General features: G+C 41.1%; 19 protein-coding genes. 1 reads left to right on the forward strand and 18 read right to left on the reverse strand.

Going from position 1 to position 22,868, the window contains the following annotated elements; all coding sequences use genetic code 11:
• Positions 1-61: 61 nt before the first annotated feature.
• From mutM to LIT25_20140, 11 genes are all read right to left on the reverse strand, one after another.
• Positions 62-886, reverse strand: coding sequence for a DNA-formamidopyrimidine glycosylase (gene mutM / locus LIT25_20090; protein ID USK32862.1), 825 nt, complete (start codon positions 884-886; stop codon positions 62-64).
• 12 nt (positions 887-898) lie between these two features.
• A complete protein-coding gene (gene polA, locus LIT25_20095) occupies positions 899-3,529 on the reverse strand; it encodes a DNA polymerase I (protein USK32863.1) in 2,631 nt (876 codons plus the stop codon).
• A gap of 147 nt (positions 3,530-3,676) precedes the next feature.
• Positions 3,677-4,612, reverse strand: coding sequence for a protease modulator HflC (locus LIT25_20100; GenBank protein ID USK32864.1), 936 nt, complete (start codon positions 4,610-4,612; stop codon positions 3,677-3,679).
• Positions 4,602-5,582, reverse strand: a complete 981-nt coding sequence (hflK, locus tag LIT25_20105) for an FtsH protease activity modulator HflK (protein USK32865.1) — start codon at positions 5,580-5,582, stop codon at positions 4,602-4,604. Before hflK ends, LIT25_20100 begins: the two co-directional genes overlap by 11 nt.
• Before the next feature lie 221 nt (positions 5,583-5,803).
• On the reverse strand, positions 5,804-7,564 hold the full coding sequence (locus LIT25_20110; protein ID USK32866.1) for a PAS domain-containing protein: 1,761 nt from the start codon (positions 7,562-7,564) through the stop codon (positions 5,804-5,806).
• Positions 7,557-8,276, reverse strand: a complete 720-nt coding sequence (locus tag LIT25_20115; GenBank protein USK32867.1) for a response regulator transcription factor — start codon at positions 8,274-8,276, stop codon at positions 7,557-7,559. Before LIT25_20115 ends, LIT25_20110 begins: the two co-directional genes overlap by 8 nt.
• Positions 8,277-8,555: 279 nt before the next feature.
• A complete protein-coding gene (locus LIT25_20120; protein USK32868.1) occupies positions 8,556-9,032 on the reverse strand; it encodes an enoyl-CoA hydratase in 477 nt (158 codons plus the stop codon).
• A gap of 79 nt (positions 9,033-9,111) precedes the next feature.
• Entirely contained in the window at positions 9,112-10,050 is a 939-nt protein-coding gene (gene mdh, locus LIT25_20125) for a malate dehydrogenase (protein USK32869.1), read from the reverse strand.
• A gap of 71 nt (positions 10,051-10,121) precedes the next feature.
• Entirely contained in the window at positions 10,122-11,390 is a 1,269-nt protein-coding gene (gene icd, locus LIT25_20130) for an NADP-dependent isocitrate dehydrogenase (protein USK32870.1), read from the reverse strand.
• A gap of 233 nt (positions 11,391-11,623) precedes the next feature.
• Positions 11,624-12,742 carry a citrate synthase gene (gene citZ / locus LIT25_20135; protein ID USK32871.1) on the reverse strand — a complete coding sequence of 373 codons (1,119 nt, stop codon included), beginning with the start codon at positions 12,740-12,742 and terminating at the stop codon, positions 11,624-11,626.
• A 393-nt stretch (positions 12,743-13,135) separates the two neighbouring features.
• Positions 13,136-13,594, reverse strand: a complete 459-nt coding sequence (locus LIT25_20140) for a DUF441 domain-containing protein (GenBank protein ID USK32872.1) — start codon at positions 13,592-13,594, stop codon at positions 13,136-13,138.
• A 583-nt stretch (positions 13,595-14,177) separates the two neighbouring features.
• Between LIT25_20140 and ytvI the strand changes: the two genes are divergently transcribed.
• Positions 14,178-15,287: a sporulation integral membrane protein YtvI gene (ytvI, locus tag LIT25_20145; protein USK32873.1), complete on the forward strand. Its 1,110-nt coding sequence runs from the start codon at positions 14,178-14,180 to the stop codon at positions 15,285-15,287.
• A gap of 44 nt (positions 15,288-15,331) precedes the next feature.
• Here the strand turns inward: ytvI and fxsA are convergent, their stop codons facing one another.
• The 7 genes from fxsA to LIT25_20180 all read right to left on the reverse strand — a co-directional run bounded on the left by fxsA (position 15,332) and on the right by LIT25_20180 (position 22,846).
• Positions 15,332-15,718: a membrane protein FxsA gene (gene fxsA / locus LIT25_20150; protein USK32874.1), complete on the reverse strand. Its 387-nt coding sequence runs from the start codon at positions 15,716-15,718 to the stop codon at positions 15,332-15,334.
• A 91-nt stretch (positions 15,719-15,809) separates the two neighbouring features.
• Positions 15,810-17,570, reverse strand: coding sequence for a pyruvate kinase (pyk, locus tag LIT25_20155; GenBank protein USK32875.1), 1,761 nt, complete (start codon positions 17,568-17,570; stop codon positions 15,810-15,812).
• 53 nt (positions 17,571-17,623) lie between these two features.
• Entirely contained in the window at positions 17,624-18,583 is a 960-nt protein-coding gene (gene pfkA, locus LIT25_20160) for a 6-phosphofructokinase (protein ID USK32876.1), read from the reverse strand.
• Positions 18,584-18,886: 303 nt separating this feature from the next.
• Positions 18,887-19,864 (reverse strand): acetyl-CoA carboxylase carboxyl transferase subunit alpha, encoded by a 978-nt coding sequence (accA, locus tag LIT25_20165; GenBank protein USK32877.1) that lies wholly within the window; start codon positions 19,862-19,864, stop codon positions 18,887-18,889.
• On the reverse strand, positions 19,858-20,721 hold the full coding sequence (accD, locus tag LIT25_20170; GenBank protein USK32878.1) for an acetyl-CoA carboxylase, carboxyltransferase subunit beta: 864 nt from the start codon (positions 20,719-20,721) through the stop codon (positions 19,858-19,860). Before accD ends, accA begins: the two co-directional genes overlap by 7 nt.
• 216 nt (positions 20,722-20,937) lie before the next feature.
• Positions 20,938-21,600 (reverse strand): GntR family transcriptional regulator, encoded by a 663-nt coding sequence (locus LIT25_20175; protein USK32879.1) that lies wholly within the window; start codon positions 21,598-21,600, stop codon positions 20,938-20,940.
• A 10-nt stretch (positions 21,601-21,610) separates the two neighbouring features.
• Positions 21,611-22,846 carry an NAD-dependent malic enzyme gene (locus tag LIT25_20180; GenBank protein USK32880.1) on the reverse strand — a complete coding sequence of 412 codons (1,236 nt, stop codon included), beginning with the start codon at positions 22,844-22,846 and terminating at the stop codon, positions 21,611-21,613.
• Between the last annotated feature and the right edge of the window lie 22 nt (positions 22,847-22,868).

Consider the following 22,868-nt stretch of genomic DNA (forward strand, 5'->3'; position numbering starts at 1 on the left):
CATGCCCCTTCCGCAAAAAGCTACGGTAGTATATGACAATGGCCTATGAGTTGTTAAAGCCTCATCGCTGGCAATTTTCGCAATAGTGTGTTCCTCTGCCCCCTACAGCTGTTTTTATCAGCGTTTTTCCGCAAACTTTACACGGCTCATTTGTTCTTCCGTAAACAAACAGTTCAAGCTGGAACATACCAATCTGCCCTTGTGTGTTGACGTAGGATCTTATGGTGCTGCCGCCTTTTTCAACCGCCTCACTTAAAGTAAGAATAATCTCATTGTGAAGCTTTACGATTTCCTCATCTGATAATTCGTTTGAAGGGCGTTCAGGATGAATGCCCGCCCGGAATAAAGCCTCATCAACATATATATTCCCAAGTCCAACCATCACTTTTTGATCCAGCAGGACAACTTTTATTTTCCGATTTGTTTTTTGGAGCTTTTCGCTTAGATAACTCACAGTAAAATTCTCAGAAAAAGGCTCAGGTCCTAAATGAGATAAGGGAAGATAGAGTTCCTCCTCTCCCTTTTTGAAAAGATGCATTGTTCCAAACTTGCGTACATCCTTATATCTCAGTTCTGTACCGTCTGTCATCGCAAAAACAACATGTGTATGTTTATCAATCGGGTCAGAGTCCTTGTATAGACCGTATCTTCCTTCCATTCTCAGATGTGAAACGAGCACATAGTCATCAAGGAAAAATTTCAGGAACTTTCCCCTTCTCCCTACATCATGGATTGTCTGACCAACGACAGCATCCTGAAATTGCTCGGTCACTTCCGGTCTTTTAATGATTTTAGGCCAATGAATATAAACGGCTGCGATTGTTTTTCCTTTTACAAGTTCAATAAGTGTCCATCTTACGGTTTCAACCTCTGGCAGTTCAGGCATCCTATCACTTCCTTATTTTGCGTCATACCAAGATGATCCGAATGAATAATCAACTTTAAGCGGCACCTTTAGTTCAACGGCATGCTCCATCACTTGCGGAACCAACTTTTCAAGAATTTCGATTTCAGCTTTAGGCGCTTCAAAGATCAATTCATCATGCACCTGCAGCAATAATCGTGTTTTCAGGTTCTTTTCTTTCAGCTGTGCAGCCATATCAATCATCGCTTTTTTAATGATATCAGCGGCGCTTCCCTGTATCGGAGTATTCATAGCCGTTCTCTCGGCAAAACTGCGCACATTGAAATTTCTGCTTGTAATCTCTGGAATGTAACGGCGGCGCTGCAGCAGTGTTTTTACATAGCCATTTTGCTTTGCTTCCTGAACGATTTCTTCCATATACTCTTTGACACCTTCGAAGCTTTCCAGGTAACGTTTAATAAATTCACCCGCTTCTTTACGAGTGATATTTAAGCTTTGAGATAAACCATAATCACTTATGCCGTAAACAATACCAAAGTTTACGGCTTTTGCCTGTCTTCTCATATTTGAAGTCACGGCTTCCGCTTCAACATGAAACACATCCATTGCCGTTTTCGTATGAATGTCCAGATCATTTTGAAAGGCTTCAATTAAATTGATGTCACCTGCTATATGGGCAAGAACTCTAAGCTCAATTTGAGAATAGTCTGCAGCAAACATCACCCAGTCTGGTTCAGAAGGGACAAAGGCCTGGCGGATTTTACGCCCTTCTTCTAACCGGATCGGTATGTTCTGCAGATTTGGATCTGTCGAGCTTAAACGCCCTGTCTGCGTTAATGTCTGAACATATCTTGTATGGACTTTATTTGTGTCGCGGTGAACAACTTTCAGCAGCCCTTCAATATAAGTTGACTGCAGCTTCCCCAGCTGACGGTAATGGAGGATTTCCGTAACGATCTCATGCTTGTCTGCAAGTTTTTCAAGAACATCAGCAGAAGTAGAATATCCTGTTTTTGTCTTCTTTACGGCTGGAAGCTGAAGCTTATCAAATAAAATCACGCCGAGCTGCTTCGGAGAATTAATGTTGAACGCTTCCCCTGCTAATCGATGGATATTTTCTTCAAGAGTTTTTAACCGTTCAGTCAGCTGCTGGCCCATATCATTTAAACGGTTCACATCCACCGTTACACCTGTTGCTTCCATATCAGCCAAAATGATCGAAAGCGGCATTTCAAGATCCTGATAAAGCTCAAGCTGTTCATTCTCCTCCAGTTCAAGCTGAAGTTTTTCCCTGACTGTTTGAAGAGCTTTTCCTTTCCGAACCAGATGCTCTGCTAGCCTTTCAGTGTCCGGAATCCTCCGCTTGGCCCCTTTTCCATATACTGTATCATTAGACTGAACGATATGTATTCCTTTATGACGGGCAACACTTGCAGCATCATCAAACGTTTGAGAAGGATCGAGGATGTATGCCGCAAGCAAAACATCAAATTCAACCGCATTCAGGTCAATTCCCTGCCAGTGAAGAGCCACAATCGATTGTTTAGCATCGTAGACGGTTTTGCGCTTCGTATCGTCTGATGCCCATTTTGAAAACTTTTCAGATTTTAAAGCAAGATCGGTCGGAACATAAAAGTTTCCGTTCTCATTTATAATCGCAAGACCGATAATGTCGCTGTTATGATAATTCTCTTCCAATACTTCCACGATTAGAACAGCTTCATCTGTAAGGAGGTCATCTGTTATTTCTTCTGCCATTTCATATTGGACATCCTCGATTGGCTGTTCCTCAATGCCTGCCTCCGCTCCAAGCTTATCGAGCAGCGAATTGAATCCAAGCTCTTTGTATATCTCAATTACATTCTTTACATCGTATCCCCCGTACTGCACATCAGCCAATGTGATTTCTACCGGTGCATCACAGTTGATTGTTGCAAGCTCCTTGCTCATAATGGCCTGGTCCTTATTTTCTTCGAGTTTCTCTTTTAACTTATTACCGGTCACCTGATCAAGAGATTCAAGGAGCCGCTCAAGCGTTTCGTACTCCTTAAGAAGCTTAATCGCCGTCTTCTCTCCCACTCCCGGAACTCCGGGGATATTATCCGAGCTATCACCCATTAACCCTTTCATATCCACAATCTGAGCCGGAACAAGTCCATATTTCTCCTGAACAAACTCCGGTGTATAAGAATCAACGTCAGTAATTCCTTTTCTAGTAATATCAACAGTGATATGCTTTGAAACAAGCTGCGTTAAATCTTTATCGCCGGAGATGACTTTCACTTCAAATCCATCCTTCTCGGCTTGTCTTGATAGAGTTCCTATAATGTCATCTGCTTCAAAATTTGGAAGTTCATATCGTGATATGCTGTAGGCATCCAGCAGCTCGCGGATAAACGGAAACTGCTCCGACAGCTCAGGCGGTGTCTTTTGTCTGCCGCCCTTATATTCTTTATACGTTTCATGTCTGAAAGTAGTTTTCCCGGCATCAAATGCAACTAGAAGGTGGGAAGGTTTTTCATCCTCAAGAATTTTCATAAGTATCATTGTAAATCCATATATAGCATTGGTATGTACACCCTTATCGTTATTCAGCAGCGGCAATGCAAAAAAAGCGCGATAGGCAATGCTGTTCCCGTCAATAAGAACGAGTTTTTTTGTCATTCAAATGAACCTCCTGTATTAAAAAAATGCACCTATAAACTATGTTTTTTATATAAAAAAACCCATGATTTATCTTTCTCTATTCTACCATGACAGGCAGATAGAAAGAAAATCAAGGGCTTATTATTTCTATAAAGGTGTTAAAGATTATTCCGTCCCGCCCATCAGTGTTTTTGCATACTCTGAGTCAAACGGCATAATGATGACTGTTTCATTGTCGATAGTTTTCTTGTAGGATTCCAGAGTGCGGTACAGTTCATAGAATTCAGGATCTTTTGAATACGAACTGTTGTATACCTTACCTGCTTCCTTTTCACCTTGACTTCGAATGACGTCTGCGTCTGCAGCCGCTTTAGCAAGCATTTCTTTTACGTTCCGGTCTGTCTCTGCAATGATCGTATTTTTTCGGGCATCTCCCATAGATAAATACTCCTGGGCTGTAGACTGACGTTCTGAGATCATTCTGGTGTAAACCGATTCCTCATTATCTTCAGGAAGATCTGTTCGTTTAATCCTGACGTCCGTTACACTGATGCCGTATCCATCTTTTTCAAGAAGTGAATTCACAATCTCTGTTACTTTATCGTTAATGCTTCCCCGGGAGGATTTTTCATCGTTGATGATCTCATCATAGTTCAATTTCCCAAGTTCAGAACGAACAGTAGAGAACGTAAATTCAGCCATCTTTGTTTCAGCATTGACAAGTGTTCTTGCATTGGCAATCAATTTTTTTGGGTCATCTACTTTCCACACAGCATAGTTATCTATCAAAATGCGCTTTTTATCTTTTGTGTTAATTTCCGCCTCTTCTACATCAAAAGTCATTTGGTATTTCGGAATCGAAGATACCGTTTGTACAAATGGTATTTTTATGTGCAGGCCTGGTTTTTCAATGATTTTAACAACTTCCCCAAACTGGCGGATTACTTTGTACTCATTTTCTTTAACGACAAAAAGATTTGTCAGCAGCACAACAGCAAGGATCAGCGTTAAAATGAACCAGATCCCCGTGCGGATATACTTCCGGTATCCGCTGAAATCTCTGCTCTTATCTTTCATTTTGACTAGATTATCATTGGCCATTTTTATCACTTCCTTTTTCATCTGCTGCTTTTGGCATAGCCTCTGTTTGTTTTTGCATTTCTCCGATCGGGAAATACTTCATTGTGTTGCCGTCATCTTTCATGAAATAAATGCTTGCCCCCGGCAGTACTTGATCAATGGTTTCAAGGATTAATCGTTTTTCAGTGATTCCCTTTGCATTCTGATACTCACCCAGAATGGCATTGAAAGTAGCCACCTCACCGCGTGCTTTCTCAATTCTTGCGGTTTTATCCCCTTCAGCTTTTGAGATTAATGCATTTTTTTCTCCCTCTGCCTCTTGAGTACGCTGATTTGAATATTTCTTTGCTTCATTTATTTTTGTATTCATCGTTTCACGGGCACTTGTTACATCTGTAAAGGCTTTGCGAACCTCATCATTCGGCAGATCAACATCCTGCAGTTTCACAGCAAGGACTGAAATACCGATATCATATTTTTCAACGAGGGAGATTAAAAGCTCCTGTACATCTTCCTCGATTTCAACTTTTCCGGATGTCAGTGCATCATCAATTATGGAACTTCCGATAATACTTCTTAATGATGCAGATGTAGCATCATATAAAATTTCCTGAGGATCCTCAGAGTTAAATAAATATTTTTCAGGATTGGTTATTTTCCATTGCACAACCATATCAGCCAAAACAATATTTTCATCACCAGTGATCATTTTTGTGTCTTTTGGGAATGACTTCACATCTCCATCCTTCTCTGTGTAGCCAAACTTAAGACTGAATGTTTCTTTTGACAGTTTTTCTACAGTTTGAATCGGCCACGGCATTTTAAAATGAAGTCCAGGTTCACTTATGCCTTCTTCCACTTCACCAAAAGTAATAATAACAGCCTGATCCGATTCATCTACCGTATACCAGGTTGTAAAAGCGATAATAGCTAAAACAATAACTAATAAGACAGCTCCGATTATTGTATAAATGCGCTTGATGCTGATCATTTCTACGCCCCCTTTTTCCCTTCTCAAATATTTACGCAAATCCCAAGAAAAGGTTTCACTTTTTTTGTAAGCATTTTTATCTAAATACGAACAAAAAAAGGGACGAGAACAGGGAATGTTCTCGTCCAAAAGATTGGCTCCTTGGATGAAGGGGTTTTCACTTATTATATTAACAGCACTTTATTAAGCAAAATTAAATGTGATGTAAATATAATGTAAACCTAATCTAAATGATTATTTTTATTGAGTTTTACTGTGAACGTCGTTCCTTCACCTACCGTGCTGTTTACAAAAATCTGGCCCTTATGCGCTTCAACCAAATGCTTCACAATAGCAAGCCCAAGGCCCGTTCCTCCCGAGTTCCGGCTTCTCGCTTTATCTACTCTGTAAAAACGTTCAAAAATCCTCGGAATCTCTTCTTTTTCAATTCCAATGCCTGTATCGCTGACAATAAAGGTTGCGTAACTTTCACCGTCTTTTAATGACACCTGAACTCTGCCGCCTTTAGGGGTATAGTTCAAAGCATTACTTATGAGATTAATAAAGATTTGCTTCAGACGGTACACATCCCCATACACATAGAGTTCGCCGGAATTTACATGCAGTGATAACTCAATTTCTTTCTCATCTGCTTTGCTTTTAAGAATGATAATGACCTCTTCAAGGATTTCCTTTGCATTGCAGTTTTGAAGATTGAGCTTGAAGCCCTGTTGTTCAATTTTCGATAAATCAAGCAAATCCTGAATCAGCGTTTGCAGTCTGTCGCTTTCTTTTAAAATGATTGATAGAAAATACTCCAGAGTCTGTTTGTCCTCAAGTGCACCATCAAGCAAGGTCTCAGTAAAGCCTTTTATGGATGTGATTGGCGTTTTCAGCTCATGAGATACATTTGCAACAAAGTCTTTTCTCATTTGCTCAAGCTTTTTCAGTTCCGTAATATCATGAAATACCAGAACGATGCCTTTCCATTCATCGTTTGTGCCAATAATCGGCGCACCATAGACTTCAAAATGCCTGCGCTCTATTTTCAGCGGAAGATGCAGCTGTTTTCTCGCCTTAATTTCAGTCATAAAGATGTGCTCGACTAAATCCACAATTTCTTTATGCTGGAATGCTTCATAATACAGCTTATATAAAAAGTCGGTGGATTCAATATTGAATAATTCTTTGTATGCACGATTGACAAGATTGATATATCCTCTGCCATCAATCAAAATCAATCCGCTGCCCATGTTTTCTATTAGAGTCTGAAGACGATCCTGCTGCATTTCCTGGGCACGGTTCATATCCTGAAGATTTCTTGCAAGTATATTTATTGATTGACTCAGCATGCCTGTTTCATCCAGATGATCTTCATACGTTCTCGCTTTATAGTTGCCTTTTGCAAGCTCCATGGCCACATTTGTTGCAGATTCAATTGGTCTTGTATAGCGCGACGTAATTCTTACCGCAAGCAGAAGAATAACGAGAAGAGCCAAACCAAGGCTTGCAATGAGAAGAAACCAGATCTGCTGATTGATTTTCTTAAAGGAGTTTTCTGTAGAGCTCAGGACAATGTATCCTTGCTTCACATCCTTTTCAATGTAAGGCAAACCGTAAAAATAAAGATTGTCTTCTTCAATATTGAGTTTGAATCCTTTATTGGTATTTCGGTGTTTCAGCAGAATTTCTTTCGCAATGGCATCATGGTCTTGCAAAAAAGGCCCTGCATCCTTTAAAACGTTTCCGTTTCGATCATAAATTGTAATATGGGAATTGATTGTATCACTGTAATGTTGAAGAAACGAATCGAAATCAGGAGACGTAAACCCTTTTTCCTGAATTAAAAGCTCAGTTATTTTTGCCTCTTCTTTTATCCGCTCCTGAAAAGAATTCATATAATAACTGCCGAATATTTGACCAAGAAGAAGCCCGAGACCAACTAAAACAGCAATAATCAGTGTGATAAGAGCAAATATCAGCCGTGAGCGAAACCTATTCATCCATTCTAGGCTCCTCGAGCTTGTATCCTAGTCCCCTTATCGTTTTTATGTAAAGAGGTTTTTTTGTGTTTCGTTCAATTTTTTCACGCAAGTGGCTGATATGAACATCAACGATTCGGGTATCTCCGGCGAAATCATAGTTCCATACTGCGCTCAGCAGCTGGTCCCTTGTAAGCACACGTCCCTTATGTCTGGCTAAATAAACAAGAAGTTCGAATTCTTTAGGCGTCAGCTCAAGACGTTCATCTCCGTAATATGCCTCATAATGTTCCGGGAGGATCTTCAGATCTCCAATCATCATTCTTTCAGAAGTATCAAGCTCCTTGATTTCTGTATCTGCTGAAGTCTGAGTTCTCCTTAAGATAGCCTTTACCCTCGCAACTACTTCTCTTGGACTGAAAGGCTTTGTCATATAATCATCTGCGCCCAGTTCTAATCCCAAAACTTTATCAAATTCATCATCCTTAGCCGTCAGCATCAGAATCGGCACCATGATTTTCTTTTGTCTAAGCTGTTTGCATACCTCAATGCCGTCCATTTTAGGAAGCATGAGATCTAGCACCATTAAATCAGGCGATTCATTTAAACCCTTTTCAAGACCTTCTTCTCCATCGATTGCTGTAATGACTTCAAAACCCGCTTGAATAAGATTGTATTGAAGCAGGGTTAATATTGATTGTTCATCATCTACGACCAGAATTTTCTTACTCATATAAGCCTCCACCAAATAGTTTTACCCCAAACAATCCAAAACGCTTTATCTCTTTTTATATCTCCATTATAGAGGATAGATGCAATTGAACAAACGTTTTCTTTCAGATCGTGCAGATCCTGTTTTAAATAGATAGGTTACTATTCATTAGAATGACCAATAAAAAGCAGACAAATTCCTATTGGATTCATAAAGGAGAAGAACAAAAGTACATGTATCCTAATTGATATTTATTAAAATAAAATACCAGCATCCGAATAGGACGCTGGTATGGTAGGTTTAAAAGTTTTCAAGAGCATGTCCGTCCATTGAAGAAAGCTGAACTGGCGGTACGACAATGATCGTTCCTTCGATAACAGTCACTTCTTTTTCATTTAGCGCTTCTACACGCAAGGTAATTTGATTTTCTGTTTTATTAACATCTGTGACTTCAAAGAAAAACTGAATCATGCTGTAATGATAGACTGGCAGGGGAAACGAGAGGTTCTGCTTCAGGATATGGCTTCCTGGTCCCGGCAAATATTTCGAAACTGCAGATGTAATAATTCCTGTCAGCATGATACTTGGTACAATCGGTTTTTCATAAGGTGTTAAAGAGGCATAGTCATGCTGAATGTACAGCGGGTTTGCGTCATTTGTCAGTCCAAGATACAGGAGCAGATCTTTATCTTCAATCTTTTCAGTAAGCGTTAATTTTTCGCCTGTTGTGATCTCTTCTATTTGTCTCCCAAGTTTTCTTTTTTTGCCAAGAAGCATTTTCGGTCACCTCCAAAATTGAAAACGTTTACAATTCGTTTTGTAAAGAAGCTGGGGATCTCTCCCCAACTTCAGTTTATTACGAAAGAACTTTCATTACGCTTTTTACAGAGTCCGCAGACTTTGTTAAAGCTTCTTTTTCGTCATTTGTTAATTCAAGTTCAATAATTTGCTCAAGCCCGTTACCGCCAAGGATAGTTGGCACGCCCAGGTAAATTCCTTCATAGCCATACTCGCCTTCTAAGTAGACAATCGCAGGGATTACGCGGCGCTGATCTTTAAGGATCGCTTCTGACATTTCAACTAATGAAGCTGCTGGAGCGTAATACGCGCTGCCATTGCCTAATAAGTTAACAATCTCTCCGCCGCCTTTGCGTGTTCTCTCAACGATTGCTTCTAAACGGTCTTTCGGGATCAGTGTTTCAAGCGGAATACCGCCGGCATATGAGTAGCGTACAAGCGGCACCATATCGTCTCCGTGTCCGCCTAGTACAAAACCTGTTACATCCTTCACAGAAAGATTCAGCTCTTGAGCAACGAATGTACGGAAGCGCGCTGTATCAAGTACTCCTGATTGTCCGATAACACGGCTTTTCGGGAATCCTGATTCTTTATACACAGTGTATGTCATTGCATCAACAGGATTTGTTAATACGATAATAATTGTATTTGGAGAGTATTTTACAATTTCTTGTGAAACACTCTTCATAATTTTTTGGTTTGTTTGAACTAGATCATCGCGGCTCATTCCAGGTTTGCGGGCGATGCCTGCTGTAATGATGACAATATCAGAATCAGCTGTATCGGCATAATCGCTTGTTCCGATAATATTTGCATCAAACCCTTGAACAGGGCTTGCTTCAAGCATATCTAAAGCTTTTCCTTTAGTAGGATTCTCAAGTTGCGGAATATCGACTAATACAACATCTGAAAGTTCTTTTTGAGCTAACAAAAATGCCGTAGTCGCACCAGTAAAGCCAGCACCTATGACTGATACCTTTTTACGTTTCATTCCCAATCAAAACATCCCCTTTACTATACATGATAAGGCTATTTTTCTTAAAAGAAAAATAGCCTGAACTTGTTTACTTACATTTTGCTGATTAAAGCATCAGCGAACTCAGAGCATTTTACTTCTTTAGCGCCGTCCATCAAACGGGCAAAGTCATACGTAACTACTTTATCTGAGATTGATTTTTCCATTGCGTCAACAACTAATTTAGCTGCTTCATTCCAGCCTAAGTGCTCAAGCATTAACACACCTGACAGAATAACAGATGATGGATTTACTTTATCAAGTCCCGCATATTTAGGAGCTGTGCCATGAGTAGCTTCGAAGATAGCATGTCCAGTTTCATAGTTGATATTTGCTCCAGGAGCAATACCGATTCCGCCAACTTGAGCAGCAAGGGCATCAGAAATGTAATCTCCGTTTAAGTTCATTGTTGCAACTACGTCAAATTCACGCGGACGAGTTAAGATCTGCTGTAGGAAGATATCTGCAATCGAATCTTTTACGATGATTTTGCCTGCAGCTTCTGCATCCTGCTGTGCTTTGTCTGCAGCATCCTTGCCGTCTTTTTCTACGATGCGGTCGTATTCAGCCCAAGTAAATACTTGATCTCCGAATTCTTTTTCAGCCAGTTCATAGCCCCAGTTCTTGAAAGCACCTTCAGTATATTTCATGATGTTTCCTTTATGAACGAGTGTAACTGATTTGCGGCCTTCTTTAATTGCATAATTGATTGCTGCACGCACCAGACGCTGAGTTCCCTCTTCAGAAACAGGTTTAATGCCGATGCCTGAAGTTTCAGGGAAACGGATTTTATTAACGCCTAACTCATTTTTAAGGAAAGAAATCAATTTTTCTACTTCTTCTGATCCTTTAGCATACTCAATTCCAGCATAGATATCTTCCGTATTTTCACGGAAAATCACCATGTCTGTATCTTCAGGGCGCTTAATCGGAGAAGGAACTCCATTAAAATAGCGTACAGGACGAAGACAAGTGAACAAGTCAAGCTCTTGACGAAGAGCAACGTTCAATGAGCGGATTCCTCCGCCTACTGGAGTAGTTAAAGGTCCTTTAATAGCAATGAAATATTCGCGGATTACTTCAAGTGTTTCTTCAGGAAGCCATTCTCCAGTTTTGTTAAATGCTTTTTCTCCAGCTAAAACTTCTTTCCACTCAATTTTCTTTTCGCCATTATATGCTTTATCAACTGCTGCCTCTAAAACGCGTGAAGCAGCCGCCCAGATATCAGGACCAATTCCGTCCCCTTCGATAAATGGGATGATAGGATTGTTAGGTACGTTTAATACTCCATCTGCAACTGTAATTTTTTGTCCTTGTGTCAAAATAATGACCTCCTGTTATGTAATTTAGAAAAGCGGAATCGCCTGGTCAGCTCCGACAGACAGATCAGAAATCACCCCAAAAGTCCATTTTTGACTTTTTGGGGGATTTTATTCTGGCCGAGGAGTCAGGCAGTGGGCTTTACTTGAAAAGCTAAAACTGCGGGCTTCTGATTCTTCAATAAGTGGCCGTTTCAGTTTCACCTGAAAAGGGCCTCTTGTGTGATTAAGGGAGATCAGCCCCGCTGGTCCATTGGCACGTATTTCTGCATATTCGGTCCTGTGTAATCTGCACGCGGGCGAATCAGACGGTTGTTCTCATATTGCTCGAGAATATGAGCGAGCCATCCTGATACACGGCTCACAGCAAAGATAGGCGTGAATAAATCATGATCAATGCCTAAGCTGTGGTACATGGATGCAGAATAGAAATCTACGTTTGGCGGAATGGATTTTTCACTTGTTACAACTTCTTCAATTTTAGTAGAAATTTCAAACCATTTTGGCTCACCTGTAAGATTCGTCAATTTTTCAGACATTTCCTTCAGATGTTTCGCTCTCGGATCTCCCTGGCGATACACACGGTGTCCAAAGCCCATAATTTTTTCTTTTCTGGAGAATTTTTCATGCAAGTATGACTCAACGTTATTAATGTCTCCAATTTCTTTGAGCATTTTCATTACCGCTTCATTTGCTCCGCCATGCAAAGGTCCCTTAAGAGCGCCGATTGCTGCAGTTACGCCAGAATAAACATCTGATAATGTTGCTACACACACGCGTGCTGTAAATGTAGATGCATTCAGTTCATGATCGGCATGAAGGACTAATGCTTTATTAAAAGCTTCCACTGCAACACTGCTCGGCTCTTCTCCAGTTAAAGTATACAGGAAATTCACTGCTAAACTAGCATCTGATTTTGGTTTAATAGGCTCAAGTCCTTTGCGGATACGGGCGAATGCTGAAACAATTGTCGGCAGCTTTGCCTGAAGACGGATCGCTTTGCGGTAGTTAGCTTCCGGATCCATTACATCTGCTTCACTGTCAAATAAGCCAAGAAGAGAAACAGCTGTACGGAGAGCTGCCATCGGATGCACAGATTTTAGATCGTATGATTTAAAGTGATCGACAACCTCCTGCGGTATTTCTGCATTTTCAGCAAGCTCTTTTTTAATTTCTGCAAGCTGGTCTTTCGTAGGAAGCTTTCTATGCCACAATAAATAAACGACCTCTTCGAAACTAGCATTCTCTGCTAAATCATCGATATTATACCCCGCATATGTAAGAGTATCATCAATAATCGAACTTACAGATGAAGTAGTAGCAACTACTCCTTCTAGACCCCGTGTTGTTGTCATGTAAATCTCTCCTTTGCAAAAATATCCCCATTGATCCGCTCTTCTCGTCAACAATAAAAGATAGCATTCTACAAACTGGTCTTTTTCTTTTTATTTGCCCAATCTTCCAATCGTTTAAACGACCGAGCGCTTGCTCAATACACAAGCATTTATTAAAAAGAAAATGCTTACATTTACAGCTAATATAATAGCCACATCGAATGTTATCTTCAATTGTGACTTTAATTAATAAGAAGGCGGAATTAAACTGCCTATACCCATTATAAACAATTATCTGATTTTTGTGAACGAAAAGAATTTCCAGTACCAAAAAATTTGTCAGAAAAATGATATTAAAGAAGAATAATGAGTTTTTAGGGCGCCTTCTCACTTATTGTATCAGAATTTATTATATTAACCAAAAAATTTAACTGTTTGCATCACTAAATAGGCAATACCCGCTCCAATCAGCGGACCGACTGCAACTCCCCCAAATAAAGACACCGCTAAAATAGTTCCGAAGACAAGAGCTGTTGTTATATGGGGATCTTCAGAAAGAAGCGTCAAGCCATTTTTGGCTATAAGGGCAACAGCAATTCCGGCTCCTAAAGCGATCCATGCATAGGATGATCTCATTGCCTCTGTCAGCTGCTTAAATCCAATATCACCGGTCGCAATCGGCACCAAAACGGCAATCATAATAACCGTTACGCCCCAATTGATTCCTTTTGCCTGGATATGCGGGAACAATTTAGTATCAAGGCCGGTCAGTTTGATAAAAAGTAAAAAGCCGACTGCAAACATTAATGATTGATTTTTGGCAAGAAATCCAACGATCAATAATATGATTAAAAATAGGACAGGTTGATTCATTCTCTTACATCCTTTCAAAACATGTTTCTACTAAGAAAAGCGGAACCGCCTGGTCAGCTCCGACAGACAGATAAGGATCCGACAGAAAAGGCGCTTTTTGCCTTTGCTGGCGGAGCCGTTCTGGCCGAGGAGTTAGGCGGTGGAGCTGGAAAACTTGAAAAGCGGAACCGCCTGGTCAGCTCCGACAGACAGATAAGGATCCGACAGAAAAGGCGCTTTTTGCCTTTGCTGGCGGAGCCGTTCTGGCCGAGGAGTTAGGCGGTGGAGCTGGACAACTTGAAAAGCGGAACCGCCTGGTCAGCTCCGGCAGACAGATAAGGATCCGACAGAAAAGGCGCTTTTTGCCTTTGCTGGCGGAGCCGTTCTGGCCGAGGAGTTAGGCGGTGGAGCTGGACAACTTGAAAAGCGGAACCGCCTGGTCAGCTCCGGCAGATAGATAAGGATCCGACAGAAAAGGCGCTTTTTGCCTTTGCTGGCGGAGCCGTTCTGGCCGAGGAGTTAGGCGGTGGAGCTGGACACGAGTACGGAAATTTATATCCTTTCTTACTATAAAAATTCCGAATGAAAAACAGGAGGGAAACATTTGAATGCATATTTAGTACAAGTTGCTGCCAGAGCACTTGCTGTTGCATGTATCATTGCCGCCGCTCTAGCCTCTGTTTATTATGTCTCGGCTCTTACTTACCCGTTTATTATAGGTCTCATTCTTGCGATTCTTATTAATCCAATGGTCAATCTGCTTGAAACAAAAATGGTCCGAAGTGCTGCTGTTTTTATTTCAATCGCATTCCTGTTTGTCATTTTCGCAGGAATCATAACTTTGCTTATCACAGAACTCGTAACGGGAACAACCTACCTGGCGTCGTCCGTTCCTGAGCATTTCAAAACTCTGGTTGTTTATATTGAGACATTCATTGGGGATCGTGTGCTTCCCATCTATGAAGATATTGCTGCTTTATTTAATACGCTTGATTCAAGTCAGCAGGCTACGATACTTGCCAACATTCAAAATGCAGGTGAACAAATCGGATCGAATGCAGCCGATTTTTTAAAAGGGCTGCTTGAGAATATTCCTCTGTTTATCAGCTGGCTGCCGAACGCCGCAACAGTGACGATTTTCTCCTTGCTGGCTGCTTTTTTTATCAGCAAAGACTGGTACAAATTTCAAAAGCTGCTGCGCAAGTATCTTCCTCTTAAAGCAAGAAAAAGCGGGAGAACGGTGGTTGATGATCTAAAAAAAGCTTTGCTTGGATTTATTAAAGCGCAGCTGATTTTAATCAGCATTACAACGATTATCGTATTAATAGGGTTACTCTTCCTGAGGGTGGATTATGCAATAACGATTGCTTTGTTAATTGGAACAGTTGATTTGCTTCCCTATCTCGGAACAGGCCTGGTTTTTGTTCCATGGATTGTTTATTCGGCATTCAGCGGCGATCTGCCATTTGCTATTGGTTTAGGTGTCTTATATCTGATTATATTGATTCAGCGTCAAATGATGGAGCCCAAGATTTTATCCTCAACGATTGGGCTTGATCCTCTTGCTACTCTGATTTCATTATTTGTTGGATTCAAACTGATTGGATTTCTCGGTTTAATTGTGGGGCCTGTGGCTTTAGTCATTTTTAATGCCCTTCATAATGCAAGAGTATTTGAAGATATTTGGACATTTATCACTGCTAAGAAATCGTGATAGCAAGCGAAAAAAAACCGCTGATGCAATATGCTCAAGCGGCTCTATCGTATGATCGTAAATCGATTTTGGTCAATCAGCCTGCTGATCCATTTTTGGAGAAGCGGCTTTACGAATTTCCTTGTTGCCGGTATTAATAAAACAAACCCAGTTAAATCTGTCAGGAAACCGGGTGATAATAGAAGCAAGCCCCCGACAAGTACACAAAGACCATCGATTATGGCATCACCAGGTATATTCCCAAAGCTTATTTCCCGCTGAACTTTTCGGATCGCTTCCATTCCCTGCTTCTTTGCAAGCCATGCTCCAGCTATTCCTGTAGCTATGATCATAAGGATAGTTGGAATGATTCCGATGGTTTTACCAGAGAAAAGCAGGATGCCGATTTCACAAGCTGGGATGATAATTAAAAACGGCAGTAAATATCTCATCTAATGCACCTCATTTTGTCGTATATAAAGATTATATGGAATGCATGCAAAAAAGAGAAGGAAAAGCCCTTCTCTTTTTTAATGTATTTTCTTAAAGAACACTTGCATGTCCTTGATAGATGGCACCGCGTGATCCATCAACTGTAATTTCCTGGCCATCTTTCAGGATAGAAGTTGCACCTTCAACTCCTACAATAACCGGAATTCCAAGGCTCAGGCCAACTACAGCAGCATGACTTGTTAATCCGCCTTCTTCAGTAATTAATGCTGAAGCTTTCTCTAATGCACCCATCATATCGCGATCTGTACTTTGAGAAACTAAAATAGCACCCTGAGTCATTTTTGATTCAGCATCAGAAGCTGAGCTTGCTACAACAACTTTGCCAAACGCTGTTTTGCGTCCGATTCCCTGCCCTTTAGCAATCACATCGCCAACAACATGAACTTTCATTAAGTTCGTTGTGCCAGTTTCGCCGATCGGAATGCCTGCAGTGATGACTATTAAATCACCATGTTTAACAATTCCTGACTCTAATGACTCTTCTACTGCCTGATCAAGCATTTCATCTGTTGATGTCGCTTTCTCACCATTACGCGGGTAGACTCCCCAAACAAGAGCAAGCTTGCGAGATACTGACTCACATGAAGTAACGGCAACGATCGGAGCTTTAGGGCGGTATTTAGAAATCATGCGGGCAGTATGACCGCTCTCAGTTGTTGCTACAATAGCAGAAGCCTGCAAGTTAAGGCCTGTATGCGCAACCGATTGTCCAATTGAATCCGTAATTGTCATATCAGCCTGTTCACTGCGTTTCGCAAGAATTTGCTTATAATCAAGCGCCTGTTCTGCACGTGAAGCAATGTTATTCATTGTTTGAACAGCTTCAACCGGATAAGAACCTGCAGCCGTTTCACCTGATAACATGATCGCATCTGTACCGTCAAAAATAGCATTTGCAACGTCACTTGCTTCTGCCCGCGTTGGACGCGGATTGCGCTGCATGCTGTCCAGCATTTGCGTAGCTGTAATGACCGGTTTGCCTAAAGCATTGCACTTTTTAATTAGTTCTTTTTGAACCAATGGCACTTCTTCAGCAGGAATTTCAACACCCAAGTCACCGCGTGCAACCATTAAACCATCTGAAACCTCAAGAATCTCGTCGATGTTGTCGACACCTTCCTGGTTTTCAATTTTAGGAATGATTTGAATATGGCCTGCATCGTGCTTTTCAAGCAATTCACGAATTTCAAGAACATCTGCTGCACGCCGTACGAATGACGCAGCGATGAAGTCTACTCCCTGCTCGATTCCAAAAACAATATCATTTGCATCTTTTTCTGTGATTCCTGGAAGCTTAACGCTTACGCCTGGAACGTTAACGCCTTTTTTATTTTTTAATGTTCCTGTGTTTAAAACCTTTGTTCTTATTTCTTTCGCTTCTTTATTCATTTCAAGAACTTCAAGTCCAATCAGTCCATCATCAAGCAAAATGATTGAGCCTGCATGTACATCATTAATTAATCCTTCGTATGAGATAGAGAACTTATCAGCAGTTCCAAGCACCTCAGTCATTGAAACGATCACTTCTGATCCTGCAACAAGCTCGATTGCACCTTCCTGCATGGAATGTGTGCGGATTTCAGGTCCTTTAGTATCCAAAAGGATTGCGATATCCTTATTAAGCTTTCCTGAAGCCTCGCGGATGTTTTTGATTCGTGCTCCGTGCTCTTCGAAATCTCCGTGTGAGAAGTTTAAGCGTGAAACGTTCATTCCGGCTTCCATTAATTGCGTAAGTTTTTCAACACTTTCACTTGCAGGGCCGATCGTACAGACTATTTTCGTTTTTCTCATTCGATATATTCCTCCTGTTAATAGGTATGAAAACGATACCAAACAGATATCATTTAGATGGATAATTCTTTTGAAAGCTGGTACATGTCCTTATCGACTGTATGCGGAGTATCTAAAATCTCAAGGATACCATTGTTTGTCAGTTTATTGCTTTGAATACCAACTGCACGTCCGCCTTTTCCTTCAAGCAATAATTCCACAGCATAAGCACCAAGACGGCTTGCAAGCACACGGTCAAAAGCAGTCGGTGATCCTCCGCGCTGTATATGTCCTAAAACAGATACGCGTGTTTCAAGGTTTGTAGCCTCTTCAATTTTTCTTCCGAATTCCACTCCGCTACCAACGCCTTCAGCCACGATGATAATACTGTGTTTTTTGCCCCGGTCTGTTCCATGCTTTAAACGTGCAAGGATATCTTCCATGTCATAGTCCACTTCCGGAATCAGAATGGTTTCTGCTCCGCCGGCAAGACCTGACCATAACGCAAGATCTCCAGCATGTCTTCCCATGACTTCAATCACGTATGTACGTTCATGTGATGTGGCAGTATCACGAATTTTATCTATAGCATCAATTACTGTATTAAGTGCAGTATCAAATCCAATGGTAAAATCAGTGCCTGGAATGTCATTATCAATGGTTCCCGGAACGCCTACACATGGAAAACCATGTTCAGTCAGCTTTTTGGCTCCCATATAAGAACCGTCTCCGCCGATGACAACTAAGCCTTCTATTCCATGTTTCTTTAATTGCTCGATTCCTTTTAATTGTCCCTCAACTGTTCTAAATTCAGGACAGCGTGCTGTATAGAGCTTTGTACCCCCGCGGTGGATAATATCTCCTACAGATCCAAGCTCAAGCTTTTCGATATGTCCAGCAATTAATCCAGAATAACCGTGATAAATTCCGTACACTTCTACATCATGATAGATCGCTTTACGTACAACTGCGCGCACGGCCGCGTTCATACCAGGCGAATCTCCTCCACTAGTTAATACGCCGATTTTTTTCATTTTTCTCACCCCAAAGTAGTATGTGATATTAAAATAACATGAAGAAATAGGCAACACAATAGACAAGAAACGACAAATGTCGAATTTTCACGTTACATTTAAACCATTCTCATTATACAATAAAACCTCTTGTTTTGAGGGGTTTTCAGCGAATCTTTGAAAATTAAATAAAGTAAACGCTTCCTTTTAGATTTGTCGAAAAATCTCATTAGTTCAAGGCTCTGCGATTACCATCATTTACTAGGCATATTCCCTTAAAAAAAGAAACGTGCTGCCTTCCTGGTTCGAAGGCTACACGTTAATCTATTTTACCCCAAGTATTTCTCCTGCAAACGAAACTTGACCGATTCTTTTAAACTTTTCATAACGATGCTGAACTAATTGAGGTCCATCCAGCTTTAACAATTCTTTAAGGGATGCATGAATGACTTTATCAATATTTTTTGCCTGTTCAGATACATCCCTGTGTGCGCCGCCTTTGACTTCATTGATAATATGATCGATGACGCCCAGCTTCTTCAGATCAGGTGCTGTGATTTTCATTGTTTCCGCGGCTTTTTTTGCCAGCCCTGCATCCTTCCATAAAAGAGCAGCTGCTCCTTCTGGCGATATAACAGAGTAAGTGGAGTTCTCAAGCATATGAATATGATTTCCTACTCCCAGCGCCAGCGCACCGCCGCTGCCGCCTTCCCCAATTACAATACAGATAACCGGAACAGATAATCCAGCCATTTCAAATAAGTTTTTGGCGATGGCTTCGCTTTGGCCCCGTTCTTCTGCTGCCTTACCGGGATAAGCCCCTTTTGTATCAATAAAGCAGATAATCGGACGGTTGAATTTTTCAGCCTGATGCATTAACCGCAAAGCTTTGCGGTAGCCTTCCGGATGAGGCATTCCGAAGTTCCGGCGAATATTCTCTTTCGTATCCTTGCCGCGCTGGTGGCCTATTACCGTTACTGGAAGCCCGTCGTACTTTGCGATGCCCCCTACAATAGCTTCATCGTCGCCGTAGTAGCGGTCACCATGAATTTCAAAGAAATTCGTAAAAAGTTTTTCAATATAATCCAAAGTTGTCGGGCGGTTAGGATGTCTTGCAATTTGCACTCGATCCCAAGGCTGCAAATTGGTATAAATATCTTTTTCAAGCTTTTCAAGACGGCCCTCAAGCTTCACAATCTCAGCTGAAAGGTCTACATCGGTATTTTTTGTAAATTCTTTAAGCTCTGAAATTTTCCCTCTTAACTCTGTTACAGGTTTTTCAAACTCCAGTTCTCCTACCATGATGATCCACCGCCTGACGTATGAAGTTCGAGGATGTTTGAAAGAGTGTCCTTCATATCCAATCGATTAATAACGGCATCAAGCTGGCCGTGTTTTAAAAGAAATTCTGCCGTCTGAAAATCTTCAGGCAGGTCTTCTCTGATTGTCTGTTCAATAATTCTTCTTCCTGCAAACCCAATCAATGCACGGGGTTCTGCAAAATTGTAATCGCCAAGAGAAGCAAAGCTCGCTGAAACTCCGCCTGTCGTCGGATGTGTCATAACAGAGATGATCAAACCTCCGTTATTGCTGAACATTTTTAGTGCAGAGCTCGTCTTGGCCATTTGCATTAAACTGAGAACACCTTCCTGCATTCTTGCACCGCCCGAAGCTGTAAAGATGATAAATGGCAGCTCACGGTCATTTGCACGCTCTATCGCTCTAGTAATCTTTTCGCCGACAACCGATCCCATGCTGCCCATTCTGAAGCTTGCATCCATGATGGCAACGACTGTGTGATTGCCGTTTATCGTGCCTTCTCCGGTCACAACCGCTTCATTTAAATTTGTTTTTTTGCGGTCTTTTTCTACTTTTTCCATATAACCTGGAAAATTAAGCGGATTTTCTGAAACCATTTCTTTATCGAACTCTGTAAATGAATGTTCATCAAATAAGCTTTTAATTCTTTCTCTGGCATTCATGGTGTGATGATGGCCGCAATTCATGCACACTCTCAAGTTTTTATTCAATTCTTTAGAATACATAATCTTTTTACAGCTAGGACACTTTGTCATTATTCCTTCTGGAACATCATACTTTGCCTGCTCAGAGGGAATGGATGCATATTTCTTCTTTTTCGAAAATAAATCCTTTAACAAAACGTTGCCTCCTTTTCTATGAAAATAATTCGGTGTCTTTAGAAAGATCGTCTGACTGATTAGAAATGATCTCTTTTAGCCATATCTATCTACTTTAACGAACCATCTTCAATTTTTTTGTAAAAAGGTGTCATGTCCTATTCGACATTTTCTTTAAACGATCGGAATTCATATTAATTCCAGCATCTATGTCAGCTACAGCGCCTAACTCCTCGGTCAGAGCTTTTTCTGCCTGTCGGAGCTTGACAAGGCGCTTGCGTTTTTCTTATTTGTTAGAGTGTAAAAAGATTCAAAAACCATCTTTTCATCTTTTGAAGCAAGTCCGTCAATTATTTTCTCATAAACGATGTCGCTGCCTGAGCCTGAATGATGATCTGTCTGTATTACTTTTAAATACTCATTCAGAACAGACCATATCCGGAGTAAAAGATAGTTGTCCGACAGCTGCATGAACTTAGCCATAATGTCCATATGTCCCAGGTTCTGCTCCTGAATAGCGATGGCGAGATTCTTTAACTCTTCTTCATTATTATCTTTCTCAAGCAATAGCTTTAATGCATTTGATTCCAAAAGAACATTCATTTCAATTAAATCTGCGATAGCATTCTTATCCTGTAAAATAAACGTTCCGAGAATTTCAACAAGACCATGTTCGCGGAAATTCTTAATATACGTTCCTTCACCGCGTCTTGTTTCAATCATCCCAAGCAGCTCGAGCGCCCGAAGTGCTTCTCTGACAGATGATCTCCCTGCATTTAAGCGTTCTGCGAGCTCTCGTTCAGATGGTATTTTATCTCCTGCTGATAGACCGTCTTCGTGGATAATGGACCTGATTTGACGAAGTATCTCAATATATACTTTCGACTTCGGTTCACTCACTGTACACCACTCACTTTGTTTCGATGATCGCTAACTGTTTAGTCTTCTCAGCTATTTCATTTGGGTCAGCCTTTAATCTTGCCACACCAGTTTCCATCGCCGCTGTAGCTACTGCTGCAGCTACAGCAGGAGCAACACGTGCATCGAATGGAGCTGGAATGACATAGTCAGCGGATAATTCTTCTGCGCTTATTAATGAAGCAATCGCTTCTACAGCGGCAATTTTCATTTGCTCGTTAATATGTGTAGCACGCACATCAAGTGCACCTCGGAAAATTCCCGGGAACGCAAGAACATTGTTGACTTGGTTTGGGAAATCTGAACGGCCGGTGCCAATAACCATCGCTCCTGCTTCTTTTGCATCACTTGGCATGATTTCCGGTACTGGATTCGCCATCGCGAAAATGATTGGATCGCTTTTCATCGTAGCAATCATTTCTTTTGTTAACGCACCCTCAACTGAAACGCCAATAAATACGTCCGCATCTTTAATGACATCTGCCAATGAGCCTTCAGCACGGTCACGGTTCGTAAATTTCGCTACTTCCGCCTTCACGTTATTCATGCCAAATGAACGTCCTTCAAAGATCGCCCCTTTTGAATCGCACATAATAATATCACGCACGCCATAGCGGTATAAAAGCTTGATAATTGCTATTCCTGCTGCACCTGCTCCATTTGCAACCACTTTAATGTTAGACATTTGTTTTCCTGTAAACTTAAGTGCATTCACAAGTCCTGCAACAGTAACAATAGCAGTTCCGTGCTGATCATCATGAAAAACAGGAATGTTTGTTTCTTTCTTCAATCTCTCTTCAATAACAAAACAATTTGGTGCTGCAATATCTTCAAGATTGATGCCTCCGAATGTAGGCTCAAGCAATTTGACCGTTTCTACAATTTTATCCACATCTGTCGTATTCAAACAAATCGGAAATGCATCAACTCCCGCAAAGCTTTTGAACAGTACCGCTTTGCCTTCCATTACAGGGAGTGCTGCCTCCGGCCCGATATTTCCAAGGCCAAGCACGGCAGTGCCATCTGATACTACTGCCACCATGTTGCCTTTCATTGTATAATCGTACACTTTATTTTTGTCGTCATATATTGCCTTACAAGGTTCAGCGACCCCTGGAGAATAAGCTAAGCTTAAGTCTTTAGCATTTCTGACTGGTACTTTTGATTTTGATTCTAGCTTTCCTTTATGAATTAGATGCATATGTAATGCTTCTTCTCGCAATGACATCTTCTCACTCCTTAGGGTCATA

Origin of the sequence: Bacillus sp. F19, from assembly GCA_023823795.1 — a bacterium.
Classification (GTDB): Bacteria; Bacillota; Bacilli; order Bacillales; family Bacillaceae; genus Bacillus_P.

What these genes read in the sequence shown, in the direction of transcription:
- pfkA (USK32876.1), bottom strand. Translation starts at nt 18,583, where the DNA reads ATGAAAAAAATCGGCGTATTAACTAGTGGAGGAGATTCGCCTGGTATG.
- citZ (USK32871.1), bottom strand. Translation starts at nt 12,742, where the DNA reads ATGACAACAACACGGGGTCTAGAAGGAGTAGTTGCTACTACTTCATCT.
- LIT25_20115 (USK32867.1), bottom strand. Translation starts at nt 8,276, where the DNA reads ATGAGTAAGAAAATTCTGGTCGTAGATGATGAACAATCAATATTAACC.
- pyk (USK32875.1), bottom strand. Translation starts at nt 17,570, where the DNA reads ATGAGAAAAACGAAAATAGTCTGTACGATCGGCCCTGCAAGTGAAAGT.
- LIT25_20120 (USK32868.1), bottom strand. Translation starts at nt 9,032, where the DNA reads ATGCTTCTTGGCAAAAAAAGAAAACTTGGGAGACAAATAGAAGAGATC.
- polA (USK32863.1), bottom strand. Translation starts at nt 3,529, where the DNA reads ATGACAAAAAAACTCGTTCTTATTGACGGGAACAGCATTGCCTATCGC.
- LIT25_20110 (USK32866.1), bottom strand. Translation starts at nt 7,564, where the DNA reads ATGAATAGGTTTCGCTCACGGCTGATATTTGCTCTTATCACACTGATT.
- fxsA (USK32874.1), bottom strand. Translation starts at nt 15,718, where the DNA reads ATGAGATATTTACTGCCGTTTTTAATTATCATCCCAGCTTGTGAAATC.
- hflK (USK32865.1), bottom strand. Translation starts at nt 5,582, where the DNA reads ATGATCAGCATCAAGCGCATTTATACAATAATCGGAGCTGTCTTATTA.
- LIT25_20180 (USK32880.1), bottom strand. Translation starts at nt 22,846, where the DNA reads ATGTCATTGCGAGAAGAAGCATTACATATGCATCTAATTCATAAAGGA.
- LIT25_20100 (USK32864.1), bottom strand. Translation starts at nt 4,612, where the DNA reads ATGGCCAATGATAATCTAGTCAAAATGAAAGATAAGAGCAGAGATTTC.
- mutM (USK32862.1), bottom strand. Translation starts at nt 886, where the DNA reads ATGCCTGAACTGCCAGAGGTTGAAACCGTAAGATGGACACTTATTGAA.
- accA (USK32877.1), bottom strand. Translation starts at nt 19,864, where the DNA reads ATGGTAGGAGAACTGGAGTTTGAAAAACCTGTAACAGAGTTAAGAGGG.
- LIT25_20140 (USK32872.1), bottom strand. Translation starts at nt 13,594, where the DNA reads ATGAATCAACCTGTCCTATTTTTAATCATATTATTGATCGTTGGATTT.